The organism is Chryseobacterium ginsenosidimutans, assembly GCF_039536845.1.
GTDB classification, from domain to species: Bacteria; Bacteroidota; Bacteroidia; order Flavobacteriales; family Weeksellaceae; genus Chryseobacterium; species Chryseobacterium ginsenosidimutans_B.
Map to the genome: position 1 here is coordinate 197,614 of NZ_BAAAZJ010000016.1, position 20,756 is coordinate 218,369.

At 33.3% G+C, this 20,756-nt stretch carries 22 protein-coding genes; all 22 read right to left on the reverse strand.

The genetic code is table 11. The features are described from left to right. Positions 1-3 precede the first annotated feature (3 nt). The 22 genes from ABD745_RS20395 to atpG all read right to left on the reverse strand — a co-directional run bounded on the left by ABD745_RS20395 (position 4) and on the right by atpG (position 20,726). Positions 4-456, reverse strand: a complete 453-nt coding sequence (locus ABD745_RS20395) for a hypothetical protein (RefSeq protein ID WP_344834560.1) — start codon at positions 454-456, stop codon at positions 4-6. Positions 457-464: 8 nt separating this feature from the next. After that, positions 465-848, reverse strand: a complete 384-nt coding sequence (locus tag ABD745_RS20400; RefSeq protein WP_344834563.1) for a hypothetical protein — start codon at positions 846-848, stop codon at positions 465-467. 148 nt (positions 849-996) lie between these two features. Next, on the reverse strand, positions 997-2,091 hold the full coding sequence (locus ABD745_RS20405; protein WP_344834565.1) for a hypothetical protein: 1,095 nt from the start codon (positions 2,089-2,091) through the stop codon (positions 997-999). 80 nt (positions 2,092-2,171) lie between these two features. Next, a complete protein-coding gene (locus ABD745_RS20410; RefSeq protein WP_344834567.1) occupies positions 2,172-2,873 on the reverse strand; it encodes a hypothetical protein in 702 nt (233 codons plus the stop codon). Further along, positions 2,851-3,396, reverse strand: coding sequence for an RNA polymerase sigma factor (locus ABD745_RS20415; RefSeq protein WP_344834570.1), 546 nt, complete (start codon positions 3,394-3,396; stop codon positions 2,851-2,853). Before ABD745_RS20415 ends, ABD745_RS20410 begins: the two co-directional genes overlap by 23 nt. A 115-nt stretch (positions 3,397-3,511) precedes the next feature. After that, complete coding sequence (locus ABD745_RS20420) at positions 3,512-4,894, reverse strand: nucleoside permease (protein ID WP_344834573.1); 1,383 nt, start codon at positions 4,892-4,894, stop codon at positions 3,512-3,514. A gap of 21 nt (positions 4,895-4,915) precedes the next feature. Further along, complete coding sequence (locus ABD745_RS20425; RefSeq protein ID WP_344834576.1) at positions 4,916-5,515, reverse strand: bifunctional nuclease family protein; 600 nt, start codon at positions 5,513-5,515, stop codon at positions 4,916-4,918. Between the two features lie 151 nt (positions 5,516-5,666). Next, positions 5,667-6,614 carry an electron transfer flavoprotein subunit alpha/FixB family protein gene (locus ABD745_RS20430; RefSeq protein WP_344834578.1) on the reverse strand — a complete coding sequence of 316 codons (948 nt, stop codon included), beginning with the start codon at positions 6,612-6,614 and terminating at the stop codon, positions 5,667-5,669. 97 nt (positions 6,615-6,711) lie between these two features. After that, the gene (locus ABD745_RS20435) at positions 6,712-7,458 is read right to left on the reverse strand and encodes an electron transfer flavoprotein subunit beta/FixA family protein (RefSeq protein ID WP_344834580.1); all 747 of its coding nucleotides are present in this window, start codon (positions 7,456-7,458) and stop codon (positions 6,712-6,714) included. 149 nt (positions 7,459-7,607) lie between these two features. Then, positions 7,608-8,315 carry an SDR family oxidoreductase gene (locus tag ABD745_RS20440; protein WP_344834582.1) on the reverse strand — a complete coding sequence of 236 codons (708 nt, stop codon included), beginning with the start codon at positions 8,313-8,315 and terminating at the stop codon, positions 7,608-7,610. Positions 8,316-8,630: 315 nt separating this feature from the next. Then, a complete protein-coding gene (locus ABD745_RS20445) occupies positions 8,631-9,659 on the reverse strand; it encodes a T9SS type A sorting domain-containing protein (RefSeq protein ID WP_344834584.1) in 1,029 nt (342 codons plus the stop codon). A 141-nt stretch (positions 9,660-9,800) separates the two neighbouring features. After that, entirely contained in the window at positions 9,801-11,180 is a 1,380-nt protein-coding gene (locus ABD745_RS20450; protein ID WP_344834585.1) for a dipeptidase, read from the reverse strand. 213 nt (positions 11,181-11,393) lie between these two features. Next, positions 11,394-11,672, reverse strand: coding sequence for a hypothetical protein (locus tag ABD745_RS20455; protein WP_047401876.1), 279 nt, complete (start codon positions 11,670-11,672; stop codon positions 11,394-11,396). A gap of 136 nt (positions 11,673-11,808) precedes the next feature. Beyond that, the gene (locus tag ABD745_RS20460) at positions 11,809-12,978 is read right to left on the reverse strand and encodes a class I SAM-dependent methyltransferase (RefSeq protein WP_344834587.1); all 1,170 of its coding nucleotides are present in this window, start codon (positions 12,976-12,978) and stop codon (positions 11,809-11,811) included. 366 nt (positions 12,979-13,344) lie between these two features. After that, on the reverse strand, positions 13,345-13,785 hold the full coding sequence (locus ABD745_RS20465; RefSeq protein WP_344834590.1) for a DinB family protein: 441 nt from the start codon (positions 13,783-13,785) through the stop codon (positions 13,345-13,347). After that, positions 13,785-14,945: a methylmalonyl-CoA mutase family protein gene (locus tag ABD745_RS20470; protein ID WP_344834592.1), complete on the reverse strand. Its 1,161-nt coding sequence runs from the start codon at positions 14,943-14,945 to the stop codon at positions 13,785-13,787. The genes ABD745_RS20465 and ABD745_RS20470 overlap by 1 nt, the downstream gene beginning before the upstream one ends. A 43-nt stretch (positions 14,946-14,988) precedes the next feature. Further along, positions 14,989-15,345 (reverse strand): FtsB family cell division protein, encoded by a 357-nt coding sequence (locus tag ABD745_RS20475; protein WP_344834594.1) that lies wholly within the window; start codon positions 15,343-15,345, stop codon positions 14,989-14,991. A 2-nt stretch (positions 15,346-15,347) separates the two neighbouring features. Next, positions 15,348-15,962 (reverse strand): uridine kinase, encoded by a 615-nt coding sequence (udk, locus tag ABD745_RS20480; protein WP_267402912.1) that lies wholly within the window; start codon positions 15,960-15,962, stop codon positions 15,348-15,350. Between the two features lie 128 nt (positions 15,963-16,090). After that, complete coding sequence (locus ABD745_RS20485; protein WP_344834599.1) at positions 16,091-17,938, reverse strand: T9SS type A sorting domain-containing protein; 1,848 nt, start codon at positions 17,936-17,938, stop codon at positions 16,091-16,093. A 131-nt stretch (positions 17,939-18,069) separates the two neighbouring features. Then, complete coding sequence (locus tag ABD745_RS20490; RefSeq protein WP_344834602.1) at positions 18,070-18,375, reverse strand: ATP-dependent Clp protease adaptor ClpS; 306 nt, start codon at positions 18,373-18,375, stop codon at positions 18,070-18,072. A 21-nt stretch (positions 18,376-18,396) separates the two neighbouring features. Then, positions 18,397-19,755, reverse strand: a complete 1,359-nt coding sequence (locus tag ABD745_RS20495; RefSeq protein WP_047401870.1) for a CNNM domain-containing protein — start codon at positions 19,753-19,755, stop codon at positions 18,397-18,399. A gap of 101 nt (positions 19,756-19,856) precedes the next feature. Further along, on the reverse strand, positions 19,857-20,726 hold the full coding sequence (atpG, locus tag ABD745_RS20500) for an ATP synthase F1 subunit gamma (protein WP_344834605.1): 870 nt from the start codon (positions 20,724-20,726) through the stop codon (positions 19,857-19,859). Positions 20,727-20,756: the final 30 nt, after the last annotated feature.

A 20,756-nucleotide genomic window follows, 5' to 3' on the forward strand; every position in this document is an offset into this window, starting at 1 on the left:
TTTCTATTTTTTGTTTTCTATTATTTTTTGCAATGGCAGGTCATATTTCTCACCATTCATTACACTTTCAATTCTTAAAAAATTATCCTGACTTGCAAATATTTTATTTGAATAAACATCTCCTACTTTTACAGGATTGTCTTTCTCTGATTTTTCCAGCACAATAACCTTATAATTACAGTCGTCAAGAAAAACCATGCTGGATTTTATGAAATCTTTTCCGTCATTATAATATTCTGTCTGAACATTATCTTTCACTGTCATATACCAAAGGTTTTTGGGATAATTAATGCGTAAAAAAGTTCCTTCTTTGATATTGCTGCATTTTACAGGATTATCTAATGGTTTTTGTTTTACCGTTTCTGTTTTAGGCTTAGTAATTTCTTTTTTCTGTGCATCGATTTGGGAAATGCATAAAAATAATGCCGCTGCTGAAAATACTTTTAAAAAGTTCATATATGTGTTTATTTATTCTTATTTTTTGCTAAAAGGATGATAAAAGCTCCTAAAAATTCTACGATCCAGCCCCATCTTAATTTTACAATACCCGCCAATTTTTCCTGCCAGGATTTAAAAGGCATAAAGCTAAAGTATTCTAAAGACTGCATTTTTACAGCAAATAAAGTGAAGCCAAATAAAAGGATTAGAAGAATCGCAAAAATTCTTACCATTTTCACACTATTGTTCACAATCCCAAAAAGAGCTCCTGCAGAAAAAACCCAACATGTAACAGCTAAATAGTAATCCAACTTCCAGTAATTCCAGTTTCCTATAATGGGAACGTGAACTAATGGCAGAAAGCTTCCTATTACAACTAATAACAATCCTAATAACTGAATATTTTTCATAATTCTTAAAGTGCCAAAATACAAAAAAAAATACACTTAGAATAAGTGTATTTTAAATATAGTAATTTACAATTAACTAATTATTAATAATAAAAATTTCAAAACAATATTTAATAATCTACAAAAAAGAATAAACATTATTGATGATTTAAAAATTAACATTCATTATTTCTATACCAATCTGTAGTCCATATTTGTGAGTCAGATTAGCATTATTATTAAATGTTGGTGTAAAATCTTTCTGAATGTAAATATTGAATCCTGCGTAACCTATTCCCAGCTTTCCACCAACCACAAAATCATTTACACCATGCGTCAGTCTTTCTCTCTCTACAATCCTGTTGCTGAATTCATTAGAATATTTGTTATAAATATTACTTGTGATTCTTGCACCTCCATAAACTCCTGCAATAATATTAAACTGGCTTTTCCTATTATCCAGATATTTTACTCCGTCATACTCAATATATTTAGGATTTAAAACAAATCTGAAGTCCACCGGAACAAAAATATAATGATTATCCAGATGAGTTTCTTTCAGATTTCCTTTCGTAAAATCTTTGATTGCCAATGTATTATTATCCTGAGTAAAAACCTGTCCGTATTTCGGTTTTACCTGATCCCATCTGTAAGCAACTCCCAAACGATAAAATACAGGGCTTGTGAACCCGCCCAGCTGATTTTCATATCGTATCACAAAACTGGAAGAGTTGAAAACTACATTTTTTATATCAGAACTTTTATCATAGAATTTGAAAGGATTATCTTTTGAAGCATAACTCGTCCCCACAAGCGCAAGAGAGTATTCCCAGGAATTAAGAAAATCTTTTGGTGTTTTCTTTTCCGTATCCATACGTGCTTTGATTCCTCCCAATCCAAACATTATTTGATTTTTACCACCTCTTGAAGAATCATTCGGTTTCAAAACGGCATCTTTTACTATTTCTCTGGTAGCCTCTTCCAGTTCAGATTTTTGGGCATCAACTTTTTCATTGATGCTCTGTTCGTATTTTGAAGCGATTTCGGCTCTTTGCTTTTGTTTTTCATCAATATTAATCTTGTTATTATTGAAATTTTTATCAATATCATCAAGTTCCTTATTCATTTTTATTTTCTCTGAAATCACAATGCTGTCAATTTTTCTCGAATAGCTTTTCATTAAAGGATTTGCATGTGGATTTTCCTGTGCAAAGGTGTAAGAAAAAGCCATTAAGGCGGTCATTAAAGCAATTTTTGTTTTCATATATTTTAGATTATTATTAGACAATATTTCACCTCTGTTCATTTTATGAACAGTATTTTAAGATTAAAAAATTTTAAGGTTTATTTAGAATCAACGTATACGGATACTCCCAAAACCGTAACATTATCTATTTTAGGCTTATCAAAATTAAAAACTCCGAATTTCACATCATTTTTATACGGATTCTCGCGCGTTTTATCAAATTCTCGCCCTAAAAGAAGTTCATTGGAATTAATGTAGCTTGATTTAACTTTTTTGGCTTCTGCAATTATCGGAAGTGGCGTATTATTTTCAATTTTTATCGGCTTAATCTCAATATTTTCAGATTGTTTGATTGCAATTTGAGATGTTTTAAATTTTGAAATTTGAGGTTGAATGATTTCCTGTTCTATTTCTGGAACTAACCTTTTTTCAGAACTATTTTTTTGATTTTCAACAATAACTTTTACATCATTGCTTTCTATTTTTTCAATATTTGGAATAACTGCTCGATTCTCAAATTCCGGATTTATTGGATTGACTGTATTTTCTAAGCCTTTTTTAACAATAAAATCTGTTGTTTTATAGTTAAAGCTGTTTTTATAATTAAAATAAATAAAACCTCCCACCGAGATCAACAATAAAACAACCGCTGCATATTTCCACCAAAAAAAAGATGTTTTCGAAACAATTTCAGATGTTTCGTCCAACTTTTGATCCAGTTTGTCCCAAAGTTCCGATGAAGGCTTTATTTCAAGCTCTTCATAGTCAGACTTTAATTTATTTAACATATTGTTTTTCATCTTTCTTTTGTTTTAAAAAATCTGCGATCCATTTCTTAGATTTGCTCAGCTGGCTTTTGCTTGTGCCTTCAGAAATATTGAGAATTTCCGCAATTTCGTAATGCTTTTTATCTTCAAAAACATAAAGATTAAAGATCAGTCTGTATCCGTCCGGCATTTTAGAAAAAATTTCCTCCATGTTGAGCTCTTCTGTTTCATCCTCCCAATCGTCTTCTATATTTCCAATTTCATTTACCTCAACATCTGTATAAAGAATATTTTTATTTTTCCTGATGAAATTAATCGAATTATTAACCACAATTTTCCTCAGCCAAAACTGAAAACTTTTCCATTCTCTGCATTCATCAATTTTTGAAAAACAGGTAAAAAAAGAATTCATTAAAATATCTTCCGCATCATGGAGATTATTGACATAAGAATTTGCAATGGCAAGCATTTTCGCCGAAAACATCTCGTAAAGAGCTTTCTGCCCTCTCCGATCCTGCTTTTTTGCCAGTTTAAAATTCTCTTCTAAGTTCTTCATTTATCAGTTTCTATTTATAAGACGAAAGATTGTTTAAAAGGTTGCCTTAAAAACAAAAAAAATTGCACTTTTTTTGAAAATGCAATTTAATATATTAAAAATCAATGATATAAAATTAATGTTTTATCTCTGAGATTTCTGCAGGATTGTGCTTATGTCTGAATAAAACAGCAAACAAAACAGCCAAAATCAAAGCATAAGCTGCAAAAGCAAGCCAGATATTTTGCCAGTCTCTCAGCATTACTGCGGATGATAAAGTACCATCTGTATTTATTGCTGAATTAAATGTATTTTTCAGAATCTCAATAAAACTGGGGTTATTTGGTGTTGTATCCAGGTAAGCTGATAACTCCGTCGCATTTGTAAACTTGTGTGTGAAAAATTTATCAATTGCCCAACCTGCAATATTACTCCCGAAATAAGCTCCGAAACCATTCGTCATCATCATAAATAATCCTTGGGCAGAAGAACGGATCTTTTTGTCTGTGGTAGTTTCTACGAAAAGTGACCCCGAAATATTGAAAAAATCGAAAGCCATCCCGTAAACAATACAGGATAAAATGATTAGTGATACACCATATCCTTCCGGAGTTCCGTAGGCAAAGAATCCGAATCTTAATACCCATGCAAACATTGAAATCAACATTACTTTTTTAATTCCGTATCGCTTTAAAAAGAAAGGAATCGCCAAAATAAATAATGTTTCAGAAACCTGAGAAATTGACATCACAATCGTTGATCTCTGAACTACAAAAGAATCTGCATATTTTGGAAAATGAGAAAACTCACTTAGAAAAACATCTCCATAAGCGTTTGTTAACTGCAATGCAGCTCCTAAAAGCATAGAAAACCCAAAGAACAAAGCCATTTTATAATTTCCGAACAATTTAAATGCATTCAGACCTAATTGTTCAAATAAAGGAGCATTTTTATCTATTAATTTCTGTGGCGGACATTTAGGTAAAGTCAATGCATAGATTCCCAATATAATAGCGGCTACTCCTCCAATATAAAACTGCCCTTCTGTAGCTTTATTTCCTGTAAGATTAGTAACCCACATTGCCACAATAAAGCCAATGGTTCCCCAAACACGAATCGGTGGAAAATCTTTAACAACATCCAAATTACTGTTCTTTAAAACAGTGTAAGAAATAGAGTTTGCCAATGCGATTGTCGGCATATAAAAGCACATCGCAGCCAACATTACATAATAAAAAGAATTAGGATTTTCAGTATGTGGTAAAAAGAAAAGAACTAAACCATAGAGGATTTGTAAAACCGAAAAAATTCGTTCAGCATTTACCCAACGGTCGGCAATAATTCCTGTGATGGTCGGCATAAAAATGGATGCAATCCCCATTGTTCCGAAAACAGCTCCAAACTGCGCTCCATCCCAATGTTTTGTACCGAACCAAAAATTAGCCATCGTAATCAGCCATGCTCCCCAAACGAAGAACTGCAGAAAACTTAAGATGGTAAGTCGTAATTTTAAATTCATAATTAGTGTAAAATATCTCTTTTAATCAATTTTCTTTTTTCTCCTCTTGATTTCTTCCTGAATCTCCAAGGCAGTGTCATAGTCTTCTTCTTTTACGGCTTCTTCCAATAATTTTTGAAGTTCTTCCATAGAAACAGATTTCAGACTGTCTTCTGTCTGAATAGTTTCAGAAAACGATTCATCTTCTTTAGCAACATCTTCCAGTTCCAGAAGAATTCCTGCTTCGTTCAACACTTGCTGAGTCGTAAAAATAGGAGCATCAAATCTTACTGCCATTGCCACTGCATCAGAAGTTCTTGCATCGAGGATTAGTTCTTCATCATTTGCTTTATTTTTAAAGTTGATGTTTGAGAAGAAAACTCCGTCTACAATCTGATAAATGATTACAGAGATTAATTCATAATTAGCAGAAACTATAAATTTTGTGAATAAATCGTGTGTAAGAGGACGAGGCGGATGAATGTCTTTCTCCAGACCAAGAGAAATGGATTGTGCCTCGAAATTTCCTATAACAACAGGTAATTTTATATGTGTTTCTTCATGTTCCAATAACAACGCGTACGCCCCGGATTGTGTCTGGCTGTACGATATTCCGCGAATAATTAACTGTTTATAATCCATAACTACAAATATAAATTAATTTTTTATTGTAGGATTTAATTTTAGACAAAAATAAAAGCCCGGAAAGCCGAGCTTTTATTATATTATGAGAATTTGTAAATCGTGAATTAACTTTCTTTGTCAGATTTTTAAAATTCACTGTTACCTTTTCTTATCCTTTGATAGCTTTAATTTTCTCCGTTAATGCAGGGATAATTTGGAAAGCATCTCCTACTACACCATAATCAGCCGATTTGAAGAACGGCGCTTCAACATCACTATTGATTACAACGATAGTTTTAGAAGAGTTTACTCCTGCCAAATGCTGAATTGCACCTGAAATACCGATCGCAATATAAAGATTTGGGGAAATTGCTTTACCAGTCTGTCCTACGTGTTCTGTGTGAGGTCTCCAACCGATGTCTGAAACCGGTTTAGAACAAGCTGTAGCAGCACCTAAAACATTTGCCAATTCTTCTACCATTCCCCAGTTTTCAGGACCTTTCAATCCTCTACCTGCAGAAACTACAATCTCAGCTTCTTTAAGATCTAATTTCCCTGAACTCTGTTCGTGAGAAATTACTTTAGTATCTTCATTGGCAACAGATAAGTTTTTTATTTCTTCTGAACCAGATACAGCATTTTCTTTAACACCGAAAGCATTCTGAGAAACTGTAACGATTACTCCCGCTCCTTCAGCTTTTGCATGCATAAAACCTTTTCCTGAGAAAGATCTTCTTTTCACCTGAAATGGAGAAAGGCTTTCCGGTACAGCAATAGCATTGGTGATTAAAGAATGTCCGTTCATAATAGACAACATCGGAGCAATAGAAGAAGCATCGGTAGTGTGAGGGAAAACAATAAGATTTCCGTTTGCTACTTCACTTACAGCCTGAGCATAAGCTTTAGCCGAGAAACTTTTAAGACCTTCGTCTTTGATATTGATAACGTTTGATGCTCCATATTTATATAATAAATCTGAAGAATCTGTTGGGTTTACAGAGATTGCCGTAACTGTTTCACCAGCTTGATCTGCAATAGCTTTAGCATAAGCAACTGCCTCGAAAGCCGCTTTTTTGTAAACTCCGTTTATATTTTCTGCGTATACGAATACTGCCATTTTTTTGATTTTTTAGGTTGTAGGGTTTAGGTTTGAGGAATTAGGTTCAAGAAGGAAGCATTAAGCTATTACCTTTTACCTAAGACCTATTCACTTTTTAGATAACTTTAGCTTCTTCGTGAAGTAATCTTACCAATTCATCCAAATTATCAGGAGAAACCAATTTCACAGCAGCTCTTGGCGGCACGCTGTCGTAAGAAACTCCCTGAACTTTCACTTCAGAAGAAGTTGGCTCTACCACCTGCAAAGGTTTTGTTCTTGCAGACATAATTCCTCTCATGTTTGGAATAATCAAATCTTTTTCATCCACTAATCCTTTCTGACCAGCAATTACAGCCGGTAATTTTACAGAAATAGTTTCTTTACCTCCTTCAATTTCTCTTACAGCAGTTGCTTCGCTTCCATTTATATCTAAACCTACAGATGCATTTACGAAAGGCTGATTCAATAACTGAGCAACCATTCCCGGAACAGAACCACCGTTGTAATCGATAGATTCTTTACCACAAAGAATTAAGTCGTAACCGCCGTTTTGAGCAACAGCAGCGATTTCTTTTGCTGTAGAATAACTGTCTTTAGGATCCAAATTTACTCTGACTGCATCATTTGCACCGATTGCCAATGCTTTTCTTACAACAGGCTCGGTAGCAGCATCACCAACGTTGATTACCGTTACAGTAGCACCTTGAGACTCCTGAAGTTTAATCGCTTTTGTCAACGCGAATTCATCTAACGGGTTGATAACCCACTGAATTCCGTTTTTGTCGAAAGCAGATTTGTCTGCTGTAAAGTTAATTTTGGAAGTAGTATCCGGAACACTACTTATACAAACTAATATTTTCATGTGTACTATATTTATTGTTTCTCTATTCGTATAAAAATTAGGGGATTTATACAGAGATTTAGTTTTAATTAATTTTCGCTAATATAAATAAAAAATATATTATGCATGCATAATACTTATTAATTTACTATTCAACGCATTAGATGTATTTAACGTGCTGGTTTTGTTGCCCTAAATTCAATCTTACTCGGTAAAACTCTCGGATTCATTTTTAAAATATCCAAAACCAGATTTCCCATATCTTCCGGCTGAATCTTCCAGTCATCTTTTTCCGACGGAGTATTTCCGTTGAAGTTTGTCGCAACAGAACCGGGCATAATTACAGTTGTCTTGATATTATATTTCCTTAAATCAATCATTGCTGCCTGTGTAAAGCCAACAACACCGAATTTTGAAGCATTGTAACCCGTTCCGTTTTCGAAGAAATTAGCACCTGCAAGACTTGAAACCGTGATATAATAACCTTCTGTCTTTTTTAATTCTTCTACAGAAGCTTTTAATGTAAAGAAAACTCCCGTTAAATTGGTTTCAATCATATCATTCCATTCTGCTGCAGATAATTCGTCTACGGGTTTAAAAATCCCTAAACCTGCATTAGCAATTGCAAAATCCAGTCTTCCGAATTTTTCTACAGTGTATTTTACAGCTTCTTCTTCACTTTCAAGATTTCTTACGTCAGAAACAATTCCTAAAACATTTTCAGAAATTTGTCTTAATTGTTGCTCTGCCTTTTCCACATCATCTCTTTTTCTCCCCGAAAACGCTACCGAAACTCCGTTTTCAAGCAGAATCTTTGCAATTCCGAAACCGATACCTTTCGTTCCGCCTGTTATATAAGCCACTTTATTTTCTAACATAATATTTCTATGATTAAGTCTTAAAAATAATAAAAACGCTCCAATTGGAACGTTTTTATTAACCAACATTTGTCAGTTTAAATTTTTACGAGTAATAAAACACTTTTGGCTAAAGCGTTTTAAAATTTATTTAGGATAAATTATTTCTTGATGAATTTTGGGGAGTTTTATTTCCTTTAGATTCTATATTGATAATGTAATAATCTGCATTGAGATTTTTAACATTTTATTGTTTACATAATAAATATAATCAAATAGTTATCAAAAAAAAGCTACTTCCTAAATGAAGTAGCTTCAATAACAAAATTATTTTTATTATTCTTTTATTAATTTTTTCGTTACAAAACCTTCATCAGTTTTAATGCCCAATAAATAACTTCCTGTTTGTAAAGTTGAAACATTCACTTTATTTCCACTTAAAGAAAGATCTATTCTTTTTCCGGAAAGATCATAAGCATATACTGAAATGATTTTATTTTTACCTTCAATAGTTACAACGTCTTTTGCAGGATTGGGATAAATTTTAAATTCATTTTCCAACTTTTTGTCACTTTCATTAACGCCTAACAGATTAACAGCACTTACGGCAGTTACTGTTATATTATCAAATAAATGATCCGATGATGCTGCATTTGCAGTTCCTCCTGAAAATGCCATTAAATAAATACCTGCAGGATCAGTCCCTGTCGCTGCTCCGGTAACATAGCCATTGAACCCTGGACCTTTCCAATAAACATTTCCGGTAGTTTTGTCAAATGCTAATCCAACTCTAATCCAAGTACTTGCAGTAAGTACAAGATCTGCAGGTACAGTACTTGTTCCTCCTAAATAAAATCCATAATTAGCAAGTGAACCTCCTGATAAAGTTGCATCATAGTAGCCAACACCTTGTATAACTTTAGTATCTTGAGTTAGTGAGACACCTGATAAGATTTTAGCTAAAGTAGAATCATAGATGTAAAATCTAGTTGCATTTTTAGAAGTTGTTGCAGGACCTGTATAAATATCAAACTCCACCTGAACAATATTATTTCCTGAAGTTCTTGTTGCCCACAAGGAAGCAATAGATTTTGAAATATACCGAGATCCTAAAGTACTTGCAGAACCTATAATTTTTGCAACTTTATCATGAGTTGCATCATTTGTTACGATTTGAAATGAAGCATTGGTAACTCCAGTATCAGTCGATGTTGCAGTCGTATACCATCCTCCCTGTCCTGCTGATGCACCAGTTGTAGATGTTCCAACATTTCCAACAGTATAGGAATTCAAATTATCCGTCAATAATGTTTGAGCGTTTGCCAAACTAAATCCTAAGATTAAAGGAAATAAAAGTTTCTTCATAAATATTTTTTTTATTCTATGTAAATATAAAAAATATCTATCAATTATAAAAAAAATATTTGTTAAAACAAATAGCACTTCAATTGAAGTGCTATTTTATTATTAAATCAATAAATATTGAATATTTTTATCTGAAGAAATTTATTTCGAATAATTCTCAAAAAACAAAGGAATACTTTCAATTCCTTTATAGAAATTAAACAATCCGTAATGCTCATTAGGAGAGTGGATCGCGTCAGAATCTAATCCGAAGCCCATCAAGACAGATTTAGCACCTAAAACCTGCTCAAACATCGCCGTAATCGGAATACTTCCGCCTCCTCTGTAAGGAAGAACCTCTTTTCCGAAAGCCGTTTCCATCGCCTGTTTCGCAGCTAAGAATTCTTTTGTATCGGTTGGTAAAACATAAGGCATTCCTCCATGATGTGGCGTAACTTTCACTTTTACGTTATCCGGAGCAATTTTCTCAAAATATTTTGTAAATTTCTCAGTAATTTCTTGTGGAGTCTGATAAGGAACTAAACGCATTGAAATTTTAGCAGAAGCCTTAGAAGGAATCACTGTTTTTGCACCTTCACCTGTGTAACCACCCCAAATTCCGTTGCAGTCTAAAGTAGGACGAATAGATGTTCTTTCCAGTGTTGTGTAGCCTTTTTCACCTTCGACTCCACTTAATCCGATGGATTTTTTGAACTCTTCAGGATTGTCTTTCAATTTATTCATATCTGCTCTGTCGGCATCAGAAACAGCTTCTACATTATCATAGAATCCGTCGATTGTGATATGACCATTTTCATCGATTAACTTAGCAATCATTCTTGAAAGCACATGAATCGGGTTCGGAACTGCCCCACCATAAAGTCCGGAGTGTAAATCTCTGTTTGGACCTTCAATTTCAACTTCTACATAACTCAAACCTCTTAAACCTGTTGTAACAGTCGGTTGTTCGTTGCTATAAATATGTGTATCGGAAATTAAAATACAGTCGCAAGATAATTTCTCTTTATTTTCATTAACAAAATCGCCTAAGCTTACAGAACCAACTTCCTCTTCTCCTTCCAAAATAAATTTAACATTACAAGGAAGAGCATTGGTCTTCATCATTGCTTCAAAAGCCTTTAAATGCATGAAGAATTGCCCTTTATCATCTGCAGAACCTCTTGCAAAGATCGCTCCGTCCGGATGAAGTTCAGTTTTCTCGATATATGGTTCAAAAGGTGGTTTTGTCCATAATTCTAACGGATCTGCAGGCTGAACATCATAATGCCCGTAAACCAAAACCGTCGGCAGGTTTTTATCTAAAATTTTATCCCCATAAACGATAGGATATCCCTTTGTTTCGCAAATTTCTACATTGTCAGCACCTGCATTTTTAAGGTATTCTGCTACAACATCCGCACATTTCAGTACGTCGTTTTTATAGGCAGGATCTGCAGAAATAGAAGGAATTCTCAATAATTCAAATAATTCATCCACAAAACGCTGTTTGTTTTCGTTGATGTAATTTAATGTCTCTTGCATTGTAAAATTTTATTTTGTTAAAAGTAAAAAAATTGCCCCGCAGGAACAAACAAAATCATATAATTTTCCTCAGGTTTATTATTAACTGATAATTAAACATTTATCAATTTTAATTCACAACAATTTATAATTTTTTAAAGATTAAATCTAACGTACAGAAAACAAAAAATGTCCCACATTCCTGTGAGACATTCTTTATATTGTACTAATTAATTAGTGTTCAGCTTTTGGAGTATGCTCTTCCGCCGGTTTTACAGCAGCTTTTGCGCTATCTGCTTTTGGAGCTTCTTCCCCATGCTTTTCGGCAGTTGCTTCCTCTTTATGTTCTGCCGCAGCTTCGTGACCATGAGCTTCTGCTCCGCCTTGTGGATCATCAGAATATCTTTCGATCCCTTCTTCAAGTTTCAAAGTATTCTTATTTCCTCCAGCCTGAATTTTTTTACAGCTTACAGCAACAGTCGCAAGGGCTAAACATATAACTAATTTTTTCATATGCAAAATTTATTTTTTAAAGGTCATATGGAATCGCATTATCTTAGCCTTTATGATTATTTTATCAGCAAGCGATTTCATGTTTCAATTTTTGATTGCCCAAAATTAAGGATTCCTATTTTTTTCAGCAACATTTTTATACTGATTTTAATATTATTTTACCTTTTTTGGATTGTGTAAAAATAAGATAGTTTTCTCCACCATCTTTTAAATCATATTTTTTCTTGATTTCTTCAGGTTTTAAAGGATAATTTTTTGAAATAATATTAAACTGACTTTTCTTTTTAATATGTTTAGCATCAACAATTTCCATTTCAAAAATCCTTCCCGGGAAATCATTGAGTTTTTCATCTGAAGTATAAAAATGAGAATTCGGATGAAGCTTTTTTAACTGAAATTTTTCTGAAATTAAATTAAAAATTCCGGCTTTTAAAATCGAATTATTTGGAATATAAATAAATTTTTCAGGTTCAGAATATTCTGCATGAGCATTTTCTTCTTCTCCAAAATTGAATGTGAATGCTGATTCCCCACTTTCAAGATTGACACAATTGCAAATTATCCCGTCCGAATTTTTATTTGGCAGGAAGGCAACAACTTCTTTTACATCATTTTTAACAGCAATAATTTCAATTCTGACAATACTCGGCAACACTGAAATCAAATATTTTAAATCGATTAAAGGCGATAGTTTTATAGCAACTTCATTAGAAATCGAAAGCAGTTTTTCCTGAATTTCAATAATATTCGGCGACAGGTCTTCCAGCAAAAAGACTTTATTTTTATTATTGTCTCTTCGAGCCGGATCAAGGTAAATTACATCAAAAGTTTTTTTATTTTCATTAAGAAAATCTTCCAGTTTCTGATTGATGAAGGTTGCTTTTTTTCCTAAAATATTCCAATTATGCTCAACAATTTCTAAAAGCTCAGAATTTTGTTCTACAAGCGTTATCTCTTTAAAATTTTTAGATAAATAATAGGCATCGATTCCGAAACCGCTCGTTAAATCAATAAACTTTTTACCTTTTAAAATTTCTGATTTATAACGTGCCGTTTTTTCGGATGAAGATTGTTCTAAATTTAATTGTGGTGGAAAAATGATTCCTTCTTTCAACAAAAACGGAAACTTTTTCTGCGCCACCTGCTTTCCTTTGATCTGCTGAACGATTTCCTGTATTGAAACTTCTGGAAATGGGGATTTTTTTAAGAGTAATGAGTGCAGATCTGTGTTTAGATTTGCATTGATGTATTGTTGAACTTCGTTATTTAGTATTTTATTTCCCACAGATTTTCCTGAATTACTCATAATGTTCGCTTATCGAAATGCTTCGAGAGCCTCAGCATGACAACGCTACAAATTTACTACAAATAAAACCAGTTATATTAGACATGCTACAATGACTCTCGAAGTATGTTTCAACACGACAACGCTACAAATTAACCGCAAATAAACCAGCTAGTATTAGAAATGCTGCGCTGACTCTCAAGCATGTTTCAACACGACAACGCTACAAATTTATTACAAATAAAATCAGTTATATTAGACATACTGCAATGACTCTAGAAGCATGTTTCAACACGACAACGCTACAAATTAACCGCAAATAAAATCAGTTAGTATTAGAAATGTCATGCTGAGGCTCTCGAAGCATCTTTACAAATTTATTTGAAACTATCTTTTATAAAAAATATAATCCGTCAATAGGGGATCAATACCATTTTGTTTCAACAAAGAATTGATTTGTCCTCTATGATAAGTTGAATGATTCATTGCCTGAAAAAGCATTTCAAAAATACTGTTTTCAAACTTTGTTCCTCTTGAATTTTGATATTCAATTCTTTGATCTAAATCAAAATTTTCTATAATCTGAATACTTTTCTGAAAGTTTTGATGATTGATTTCATTCAAATTTTCAAAAGGATTGATTTGCCAAACTTCAAAAGATTTTTCACCTAAAATTCGAGAATTCCAAATCTGTTGGGCATTTAAAGTATGATTCATTAAACTGATCGTTTTTTCATCGACTTTTTCAAAATTTTCGGAAATAACTGTAATCATTTCTTTGTTGAAATGATAGGTATATTCAAATAAATCAACCAGTTTTTCTTTCATTATTCAAACATTTCTGCCCAACGAACGGGTTTAATTTTTTTTTCGTTATAAAGGTCTTCAACGGACTTTTTAACGTCTAATTTTGGATATAAGTTCACCCCAATCAGCTTTATCTTTCCTTCCTCAACCCATGTTTGTTCTTCAACAGCATGGTCGTATATTTTTTTCTGAATAATTCCCTGTTTTAAAAGCTCTAAATATCCGCCATTTTCTTCGATTTCTACAAATAAGGCCCAGGATTTTTCTGCAATCTGTTGTGTTACATCTTCAACATAATAGCTTCCGTTTGAAGCATCTTCAAAGACATTGATGATACTTTCATAAGCCAAAACGATCTGCTGTTTGAAGGAAATTTCTTCTGAATTTTCCGTACTTCTGTCAACCAGGTAATTATTACTGAAAACGGCATCAGCACCTCCAATCATTGCAGAAGCAAGCTCTAAGGTTGAACGGATCAGGTTATTTTCACTATCAGAAATGGCTTTATTTCTTAACGAAGTTTCTGCAAAAATATATGGAATTTCGTCTAAATTATATTCTTTTGAAAGTTGATTGAAAACTATTTTAAAAGCTCTTAATTTTGCCATTTCAAAGAAATAATTTCCTCCGACAGCAATTTTGAAAATCAGTTTATTTAAAATTTCAGAACCATAAAGTTCAACCAGTTCTTTAGTTTTTGCCAAAGCAATTCCTAATTGCTGGTAAATTGCAGCTCCGGCATTCTGATGAAGAGAAATATCTACGCAAATATTTCTTTTAAATTCTTTTGCTAATAACTCTTTCACCAATTGATCATTAATTAGAGCTTCTTTTTCATCAAAAACATCAATTAACGAAAAATATTGATCTTCTTCTTTCGGACTGATATGTCCTGCTAAATCTACATTATTAACGAAAATTGTCTTCTGTTCCAGATTTTCTACATTATGATCCAAAATAAATGCAAAAACATCTTCTTCCAAACTTTCATGATATCTTGCTACCAAATGAGTACTTTCTTCAATTTTCGGCAGGTTTACCAAGGGTTTCTGAACCGAGTTATAAAAAGGCTTTACATCAATTCCTTCCAAATTTTCTTTTTTCAGAATGGAATAAATATCCTCGGTTTTAAGTTGTTTTTTTACTAAATTTTCCCAGTTTGGAAATGTATTATTTGACATTCAGTGTAGAATTATGAAGTTTTAGAGTTATTAATTATGAACGTTATTTCTTATCAACATTTGTGCTGTCAACTACCAGAATGAAAATCTCTTCATCCGGTTTTTTCATAAAATAATTTTCTCTTGCGTATTTTTCTTTTTCAGATTTATTATTCATCAATTTTTTATAAAACGTATCGTTCTTTTCGTATTCCGTTTTATAATATTGAAGCTGTTCTTCGTATTTGTTAATCTCACCATTCAGTTCATTAATTACCAAAAACGAAGTTTTATCAAAGAAAATCATCCAGACCAGAAACATACAGATCGTAATGGTGTATTTATTCAAAACATATTTTTGAATAACTTTAAAAGTTTCAGACTTTGGCTGGATGTCTTTAATAAGTTTGTTTTCTTTCATTTTTAATGTTTTCTCAACGAATTTTTAATAACAGTAGTTAAAAAATCAATCGCTACGGAATTCTGCCTCATGTTGGGAATAATAAGATCCGCTTCATTTTTGGAAGGCTCGATAAATTCCTGATGCATCGGTTTCAAAGTCGTCTGATAACGGTGTAAAACTTCTCCCAAATCCCTTCCTCTGTCCTGAGTATCTCTTCTGATTCTTCGGATCAATCTTTCATCGGAATCTGCATGTACAAACACTTTTAAGTCAAACTCTTTTAATAATTCTTTGTTGGTAAGAACTAAAATTCCTTCTACCACCAATACATTTCTAGGTTCTACAGTTACATGATCTCCGGTTCGTCCATGTGTTACAAAGCTGTAAATCGGCTGTTCAATCGGCTCATTATTTTTTAAAGCTTTTACATGCTGTATCAGCAAATCAAAATCGATGGATTTTGGATGATCATAATTTAAAGCTTCTCTTTCTGTAAGCGTAAGATTATGATTATCATGATAATAATTATCCTGAGAAAGGATATTCATTCCTTCGATATCAAGCTGTTGAAGTATTTTATCAACAACCGTAGTTTTGCCGGATCCTGTACCTCCTGCAATTCCTATTACAAGCATTCTTTTTTGTTTCTTTATAGTTTTTACAAATATACTATTTTAGTTGAATGCAAATAAAATAATGAAAGCTGAATTTCTCAAGAAAAAATCCGATGCATAAACACCGGATTTAATATTTCAATTGAATTTTATTTTTTAATAAATTTTGTAGAGATTTCCAAGCCTTTTATTCTTAAAATATAATCTCCAAGCTGTAGATGTGAGACATTAACTGTATTTCTTCCGTTTCCAATTGTTGTTTCCATCACTTTTCTTCCTTCCATGTTGTAGATTTCTGCTTTTTCTTCTTTATTTATTTTCATGGAAATATTTAAAATATCAGAAACAGGATTGGGATAAACAGCGACGATATCTTTTTTAGATGTTTCCTCAACAGCTAAAATACAGGTATAAGCTGGCAAAACGTAACCTGCTGCTGTAAATTCCTGTGTCATCTGGGTAATATCTGAACAATTAAATCCAAATGTTCCCAACATATCAATTGCAGCCTGTCTTACGGCGATAGCTGCGCTTTGTTGGTTTGTAGCTGAATCAGTCATGCTCAATCCTTCTAAAAATGCTCTATCAGTCTTTGCTCTCCCTATTTTATCATAAATTCTCATAAGAGCGGATGCCCAAATCTGCCCTCTTGTATGGATTGCTCCGGAACCAGGATATAAAACCGTATAATTGGTAATTCTCCCTGCCCAATATTCATTGTGCCCGTCCCAACTGAACATCCAGTTGTAAGCCGGCGCAGATGTAACCCACTGATTAAGGCTTCTGCTATATGATTGTGCCCAATAATCTCCACAGCCTTCGCTTAATCCCTGAACTTGGGATAAACTTCCGTTGGTAAGCCAATCGTGGATTCCGTGTCCCAATTCATGCAAAACAACATCGGCATCTTCAGCATCATCTACTCCACCTTCTCCAAAAACAAGCTGTCCGTTGGTATAATAAGAGTTATCATCACCATCCAAACCGTGAGGGTCAAACCATAAAATTCCTGCATTGGTTAATGGTTTGCAATCAATGCTCAATGTTTCATTAATATAACGTAAGCTGTTATCAATATGCCAGTAAGCGTTTACAGCTTCAAATCCCTGATCGTTTCTATTAAATAAAAACTGATTGGTTGCTTGTGTAAAAAGACCAGTTGACGGTGTTTCAAGATCTTTGATCTCCGCATAGGAACCTTTTAACTTATAAACCCCGGCTATTAAATCCAACTCAGGAATTGTAACCAGCGTTCTGGCAGCGTCTAAACTTGCATTCGTGGCGTCATTATTATCCACATATTGTCCTGCATAAGCAACCTGCATTTTAGAAAGCGGATCCGGATTGAAAATATATCCACTTCCTGAAACTAAAACCTTTTTAGCTTTAGTATTCTTTTTATTTGATTTCTTTTCCTGATTAACAGGGTTTCTTTCTTTTTCTTTATAGTAATAAGCCACATCTTTAACGCTTATTACCTCACCAGTTTGTGCATCTATGATTGTCTCCCAACTTCCGGGATTTTTGAAAGAACTCGTTAAAACACGATAAACCAATTTTGTGTCTCCCGAATCTGTAAGGTATACATACAGTTTATTATCTTCACGGGTAATTCTCCCTTTCGTATGGGAAGCTTGGTGAGCTTTTGTAAGGGCATCAGACGCGGCAAACGAAGGAATTACACTAATCTCTTTTATATCTTTTTTAAAACTTTCGGTAGAAGTATAAGATATCCCTCCATTTTTATTAAAATGAACAACAAGCTCAGACTGGAAAACAGGAACATCTTTCATCATCTGCTGAAAACGTAATGTTTCTCCTGAGCTTCCTTTTCTTACAAAATTTAATTTAAACCGGCTAAAATTCTGAACACCCAGATTTCTCGAATTTTCTGTAATCCATCTTCTGGCGGGTGTTTCAAAAGATGATTCCTGCCCCATCAGTGCAGAACATGACAATACACATCCAAGAAGCAAAGAATTAATTTTCAATTTCATGATTATTGTTTTTTTGATGTTAATGATGCTAATATAATAAACATTAGTGGAATATTAACATAAATTAAAAAAACATTAAAACTAAAACTGTTTAAAAAATAAAAAGCTCCAACTATTGTCGGAGCTTTGAATTATACTATTTCGCTTGTTAATTGCCTTGAAATTAATTTTTCATGCATTGGTTTCAGAATATCAATCGAGCCTGTTTTTACCGTGCATTTGCCTTTGTAGTGTACCAACATCGTACATTGTTCGGCCTGTTCTAAGGTATGCTTACAAATCTCTATTAAAGAATCAATCACATAATCAAAGGTATGTATATCATCGTTATGTAATACCAATTTGTAAATTTCATCCGTATCGTCTAAAACAAGAACTTCTTCTTCATACTGACGCTTCGGATCTTCGTAATCTTTTATACTGTTATAAAAAATCATTGTAATATTGTTTAAGACTTATTAAACTTCTCCTATTTTGTCTGCAAGATCATTGATCATATTTGGTTCGTCGTAAACCAATTCTACAAGTTCTACGCTTTTATTATTCATTTTTAAAATCTTAAAATGATAATTTTCAAGGTCAAATTCCTGGTTTTCTTCGGGAATATCTTCTAAAGCATGAAGAATGAAACCTGCTAATGAATTGTACTCGCTTTCTTCTGAGACAGTTAATTTTTTAGGTAAAAACTCATTGATCTCATCCAGCGGCTGCGTTGCCTGAACCCAATAGGTATTGTGCCCTATTTTATCAACAATTTTTTCTTCATCATCCTCTTCATCCTGAATTTCTCCTACCAATTCTTCCAAAATATCTTCAAGAGTGATAATACCTTCCGTACCACCAAACTCATCAATTACAATTGCCAAATGCTGTTTCTTTTGTTGGAAAATTTTTAATAGATCTGAAATTTTCTTGCTTCCAACCACAAAAAAGGCATCACGCATTAACTCTTTTAAATCCTCATGATTTATCTCTCCTTTTCTTCTGACGAATTCCCGGATAATTTCTTTTGTATATAAAATACCAATCACATTATCAATAGAATCAACATAAACCGGAATACGGGAATAACCGCTATCCATTATTTTATTGATGATTTCGTTAATATCTTCTTCGAAATCAATCGATGTGATGTTCTGACGGGGAACCATGATCTGTTTTGCCGAGTGATCTGTAAAATCAAACGCATTTTTAATGATCTCATAGTTTTCTTCCTCAATTTCTCCACTGTCAGCACTTTGTTTTACCAATAGCTGAAGTTCTTCTGTCGAATGAATTTCCTGTTCGGAAGCCGGATGTATTTTTATTAATCTTAAAAATGTATTCGACATTAGATTCATCAACCATATAAACGGTTTGAAGACCGTATAAAAAACTCTCAATGGAACTGCCGTTGCCATTGTAGTTGCTTCTGATTTTCTGATCGCTATCGATTTAGGAATAAGTTCACCAAATACAATATGCATAACAGTAATTAATACAAAGCTTGTCACCACCGAAATTGTGGTAATCGTTGCTTGAGTCAAATCAATACTCAAAGAGCTGAAAATACTTTCAACTACGTGATGAAGAGCACTTTCTCCCACCCAACCAAGGGCAAGAGATGCCAAAGTAATCCCAAGTTGTGTTGCAGAAAGATATTCATCAAGATGCTTGATGATGTGTTCTGCCTGCTTTGCCATAGAGTTACCTTCGGCTGCTTTTAACTGGATTTGTGAATAACGAACTTTAACAATTGAAAATTCTGCGGCTACGAAAAAGCCATTTAATAATACAAGAAATAAGGCTAGCAAAAGCCTGACTATGTCCGAGTCCATTTAGAAATTATAAATTTATTGCTACAAAGATATATAAAATAAAAATAACAAAAAAAGCATCGAGTATATCGATGCTTTAATATTATGTTAAAAATAATTCTTTATGAATTTTTCAAAGCTTCTGCTCCGGAAACGATCTCCAAGATTTCGTTTGTAATGGCAGCCTGTCTTGCTTTGTTGTAGAAGATAACCAAGTCATTCTTCAGCTCCTGTGCGTTATCAGTTGCTTTATGCATTGCTGTCATTCTCGCACCGTGCTCAGACGCTACAGAGTCTAAAACAGCTTTAAAAACCTGAGTTTTAATAGATTTAGGAATCAAATTATCTAAGATTTCTGCTCTGTTTGGCTCAAAAATATAATCTGTTTCTACCTGAGGCTGTGTAGCATCAACTTCAGCCATAGTGATAGGAAGAAGTTGTTCTGTAGTAACTTCCTGAGTAGCAGCATTAACAAATTTATTGTAAATCACATAAACTTCGTCAAATTTTCCCTCTTTGAAGCTAGTCATTACTGCTTCAGTAACATTAGCAACTGTATCAAAATTCAGATTATCAAAAACGGCGCTTTCATTTGAATAAACTGTACGAGTTTTTCTTACAGCATCGTAAGCTTTTTTACCTATTGAAAGAACTTCAACCTCGTATTGAGCATTGTTCTGAAACTGAATATTAAGCTCTTTTACAATAGATGAGTTGAAAGCACCTGCCAAACCTCTGTTTGAAGTTACAGCAATGAAAAGCACTCTTTTAACTTCTCTTTTCTGAGCATAAATAGAAACCTGATCAGGATCTGAACTAGAATTTACATTCTGGATGATCTCCTGTAGTTTTTCAGAATAAGGTCTTAACATTACGATTGCATCCTGTGCTTTTTTAAGTTTCGCAGCGGAAACCATTTTCATAGCACGTGTAATTTGCATCGTAGATGAAATTGAACTGATTCTTCCTCGTATTTCTTTTAAGTTTGCCATATTTGGTTAGTTGTTGGTTGTCGGTTGTTG

What these genes read in the sequence shown, in the direction of transcription:
- ABD745_RS20395 (WP_344834560.1), bottom strand. Translation starts at nt 456, where the DNA reads ATGAACTTTTTAAAAGTATTTTCAGCAGCGGCATTATTTTTATGCATT.
- ABD745_RS20400 (WP_344834563.1), bottom strand. Translation starts at nt 848, where the DNA reads ATGAAAAATATTCAGTTATTAGGATTGTTATTAGTTGTAATAGGAAGC.
- ABD745_RS20405 (WP_344834565.1), bottom strand. Translation starts at nt 2,091, where the DNA reads ATGAAAACAAAAATTGCTTTAATGACCGCCTTAATGGCTTTTTCTTAC.
- ABD745_RS20410 (WP_344834567.1), bottom strand. Translation starts at nt 2,873, where the DNA reads ATGAAAAACAATATGTTAAATAAATTAAAGTCTGACTATGAAGAGCTT.
- ABD745_RS20415 (WP_344834570.1), bottom strand. Translation starts at nt 3,396, where the DNA reads ATGAAGAACTTAGAAGAGAATTTTAAACTGGCAAAAAAGCAGGATCGG.
- ABD745_RS20420 (WP_344834573.1), bottom strand. Translation starts at nt 4,894, where the DNA reads ATGAATTTAAAATTACGACTTACCATCTTAAGTTTTCTGCAGTTCTTC.
- ABD745_RS20425 (WP_344834576.1), bottom strand. Translation starts at nt 5,515, where the DNA reads ATGGATTATAAACAGTTAATTATTCGCGGAATATCGTACAGCCAGACA.
- ABD745_RS20430 (WP_344834578.1), bottom strand. Translation starts at nt 6,614, where the DNA reads ATGGCAGTATTCGTATACGCAGAAAATATAAACGGAGTTTACAAAAAA.
- ABD745_RS20435 (WP_344834580.1), bottom strand. Translation starts at nt 7,458, where the DNA reads ATGAAAATATTAGTTTGTATAAGTAGTGTTCCGGATACTACTTCCAAA.
- ABD745_RS20440 (WP_344834582.1), bottom strand. Translation starts at nt 8,315, where the DNA reads ATGTTAGAAAATAAAGTGGCTTATATAACAGGCGGAACGAAAGGTATC.
- ABD745_RS20445 (WP_344834584.1), bottom strand. Translation starts at nt 9,659, where the DNA reads ATGAAGAAACTTTTATTTCCTTTAATCTTAGGATTTAGTTTGGCAAAC.
- ABD745_RS20450 (WP_344834585.1), bottom strand. Translation starts at nt 11,180, where the DNA reads ATGCAAGAGACATTAAATTACATCAACGAAAACAAACAGCGTTTTGTG.
- ABD745_RS20455 (WP_047401876.1), bottom strand. Translation starts at nt 11,672, where the DNA reads ATGAAAAAATTAGTTATATGTTTAGCCCTTGCGACTGTTGCTGTAAGC.
- ABD745_RS20460 (WP_344834587.1), bottom strand. Translation starts at nt 12,978, where the DNA reads ATGAGTAATTCAGGAAAATCTGTGGGAAATAAAATACTAAATAACGAA.
- ABD745_RS20465 (WP_344834590.1), bottom strand. Translation starts at nt 13,785, where the DNA reads ATGAAAGAAAAACTGGTTGATTTATTTGAATATACCTATCATTTCAAC.
- ABD745_RS20470 (WP_344834592.1), bottom strand. Translation starts at nt 14,945, where the DNA reads ATGTCAAATAATACATTTCCAAACTGGGAAAATTTAGTAAAAAAACAA.
- ABD745_RS20475 (WP_344834594.1), bottom strand. Translation starts at nt 15,345, where the DNA reads ATGAAAGAAAACAAACTTATTAAAGACATCCAGCCAAAGTCTGAAACT.
- udk (WP_267402912.1), bottom strand. Translation starts at nt 15,962, where the DNA reads ATGCTTGTAATAGGAATTGCAGGAGGTACAGGATCCGGCAAAACTACG.
- ABD745_RS20485 (WP_344834599.1), bottom strand. Translation starts at nt 17,938, where the DNA reads ATGAAATTGAAAATTAATTCTTTGCTTCTTGGATGTGTATTGTCATGT.
- ABD745_RS20490 (WP_344834602.1), bottom strand. Translation starts at nt 18,375, where the DNA reads ATGATTTTTTATAACAGTATAAAAGATTACGAAGATCCGAAGCGTCAG.
- ABD745_RS20495 (WP_047401870.1), bottom strand. Translation starts at nt 19,755, where the DNA reads ATGGACTCGGACATAGTCAGGCTTTTGCTAGCCTTATTTCTTGTATTA.
- atpG (WP_344834605.1), bottom strand. Translation starts at nt 20,726, where the DNA reads ATGGCAAACTTAAAAGAAATACGAGGAAGAATCAGTTCAATTTCATCT.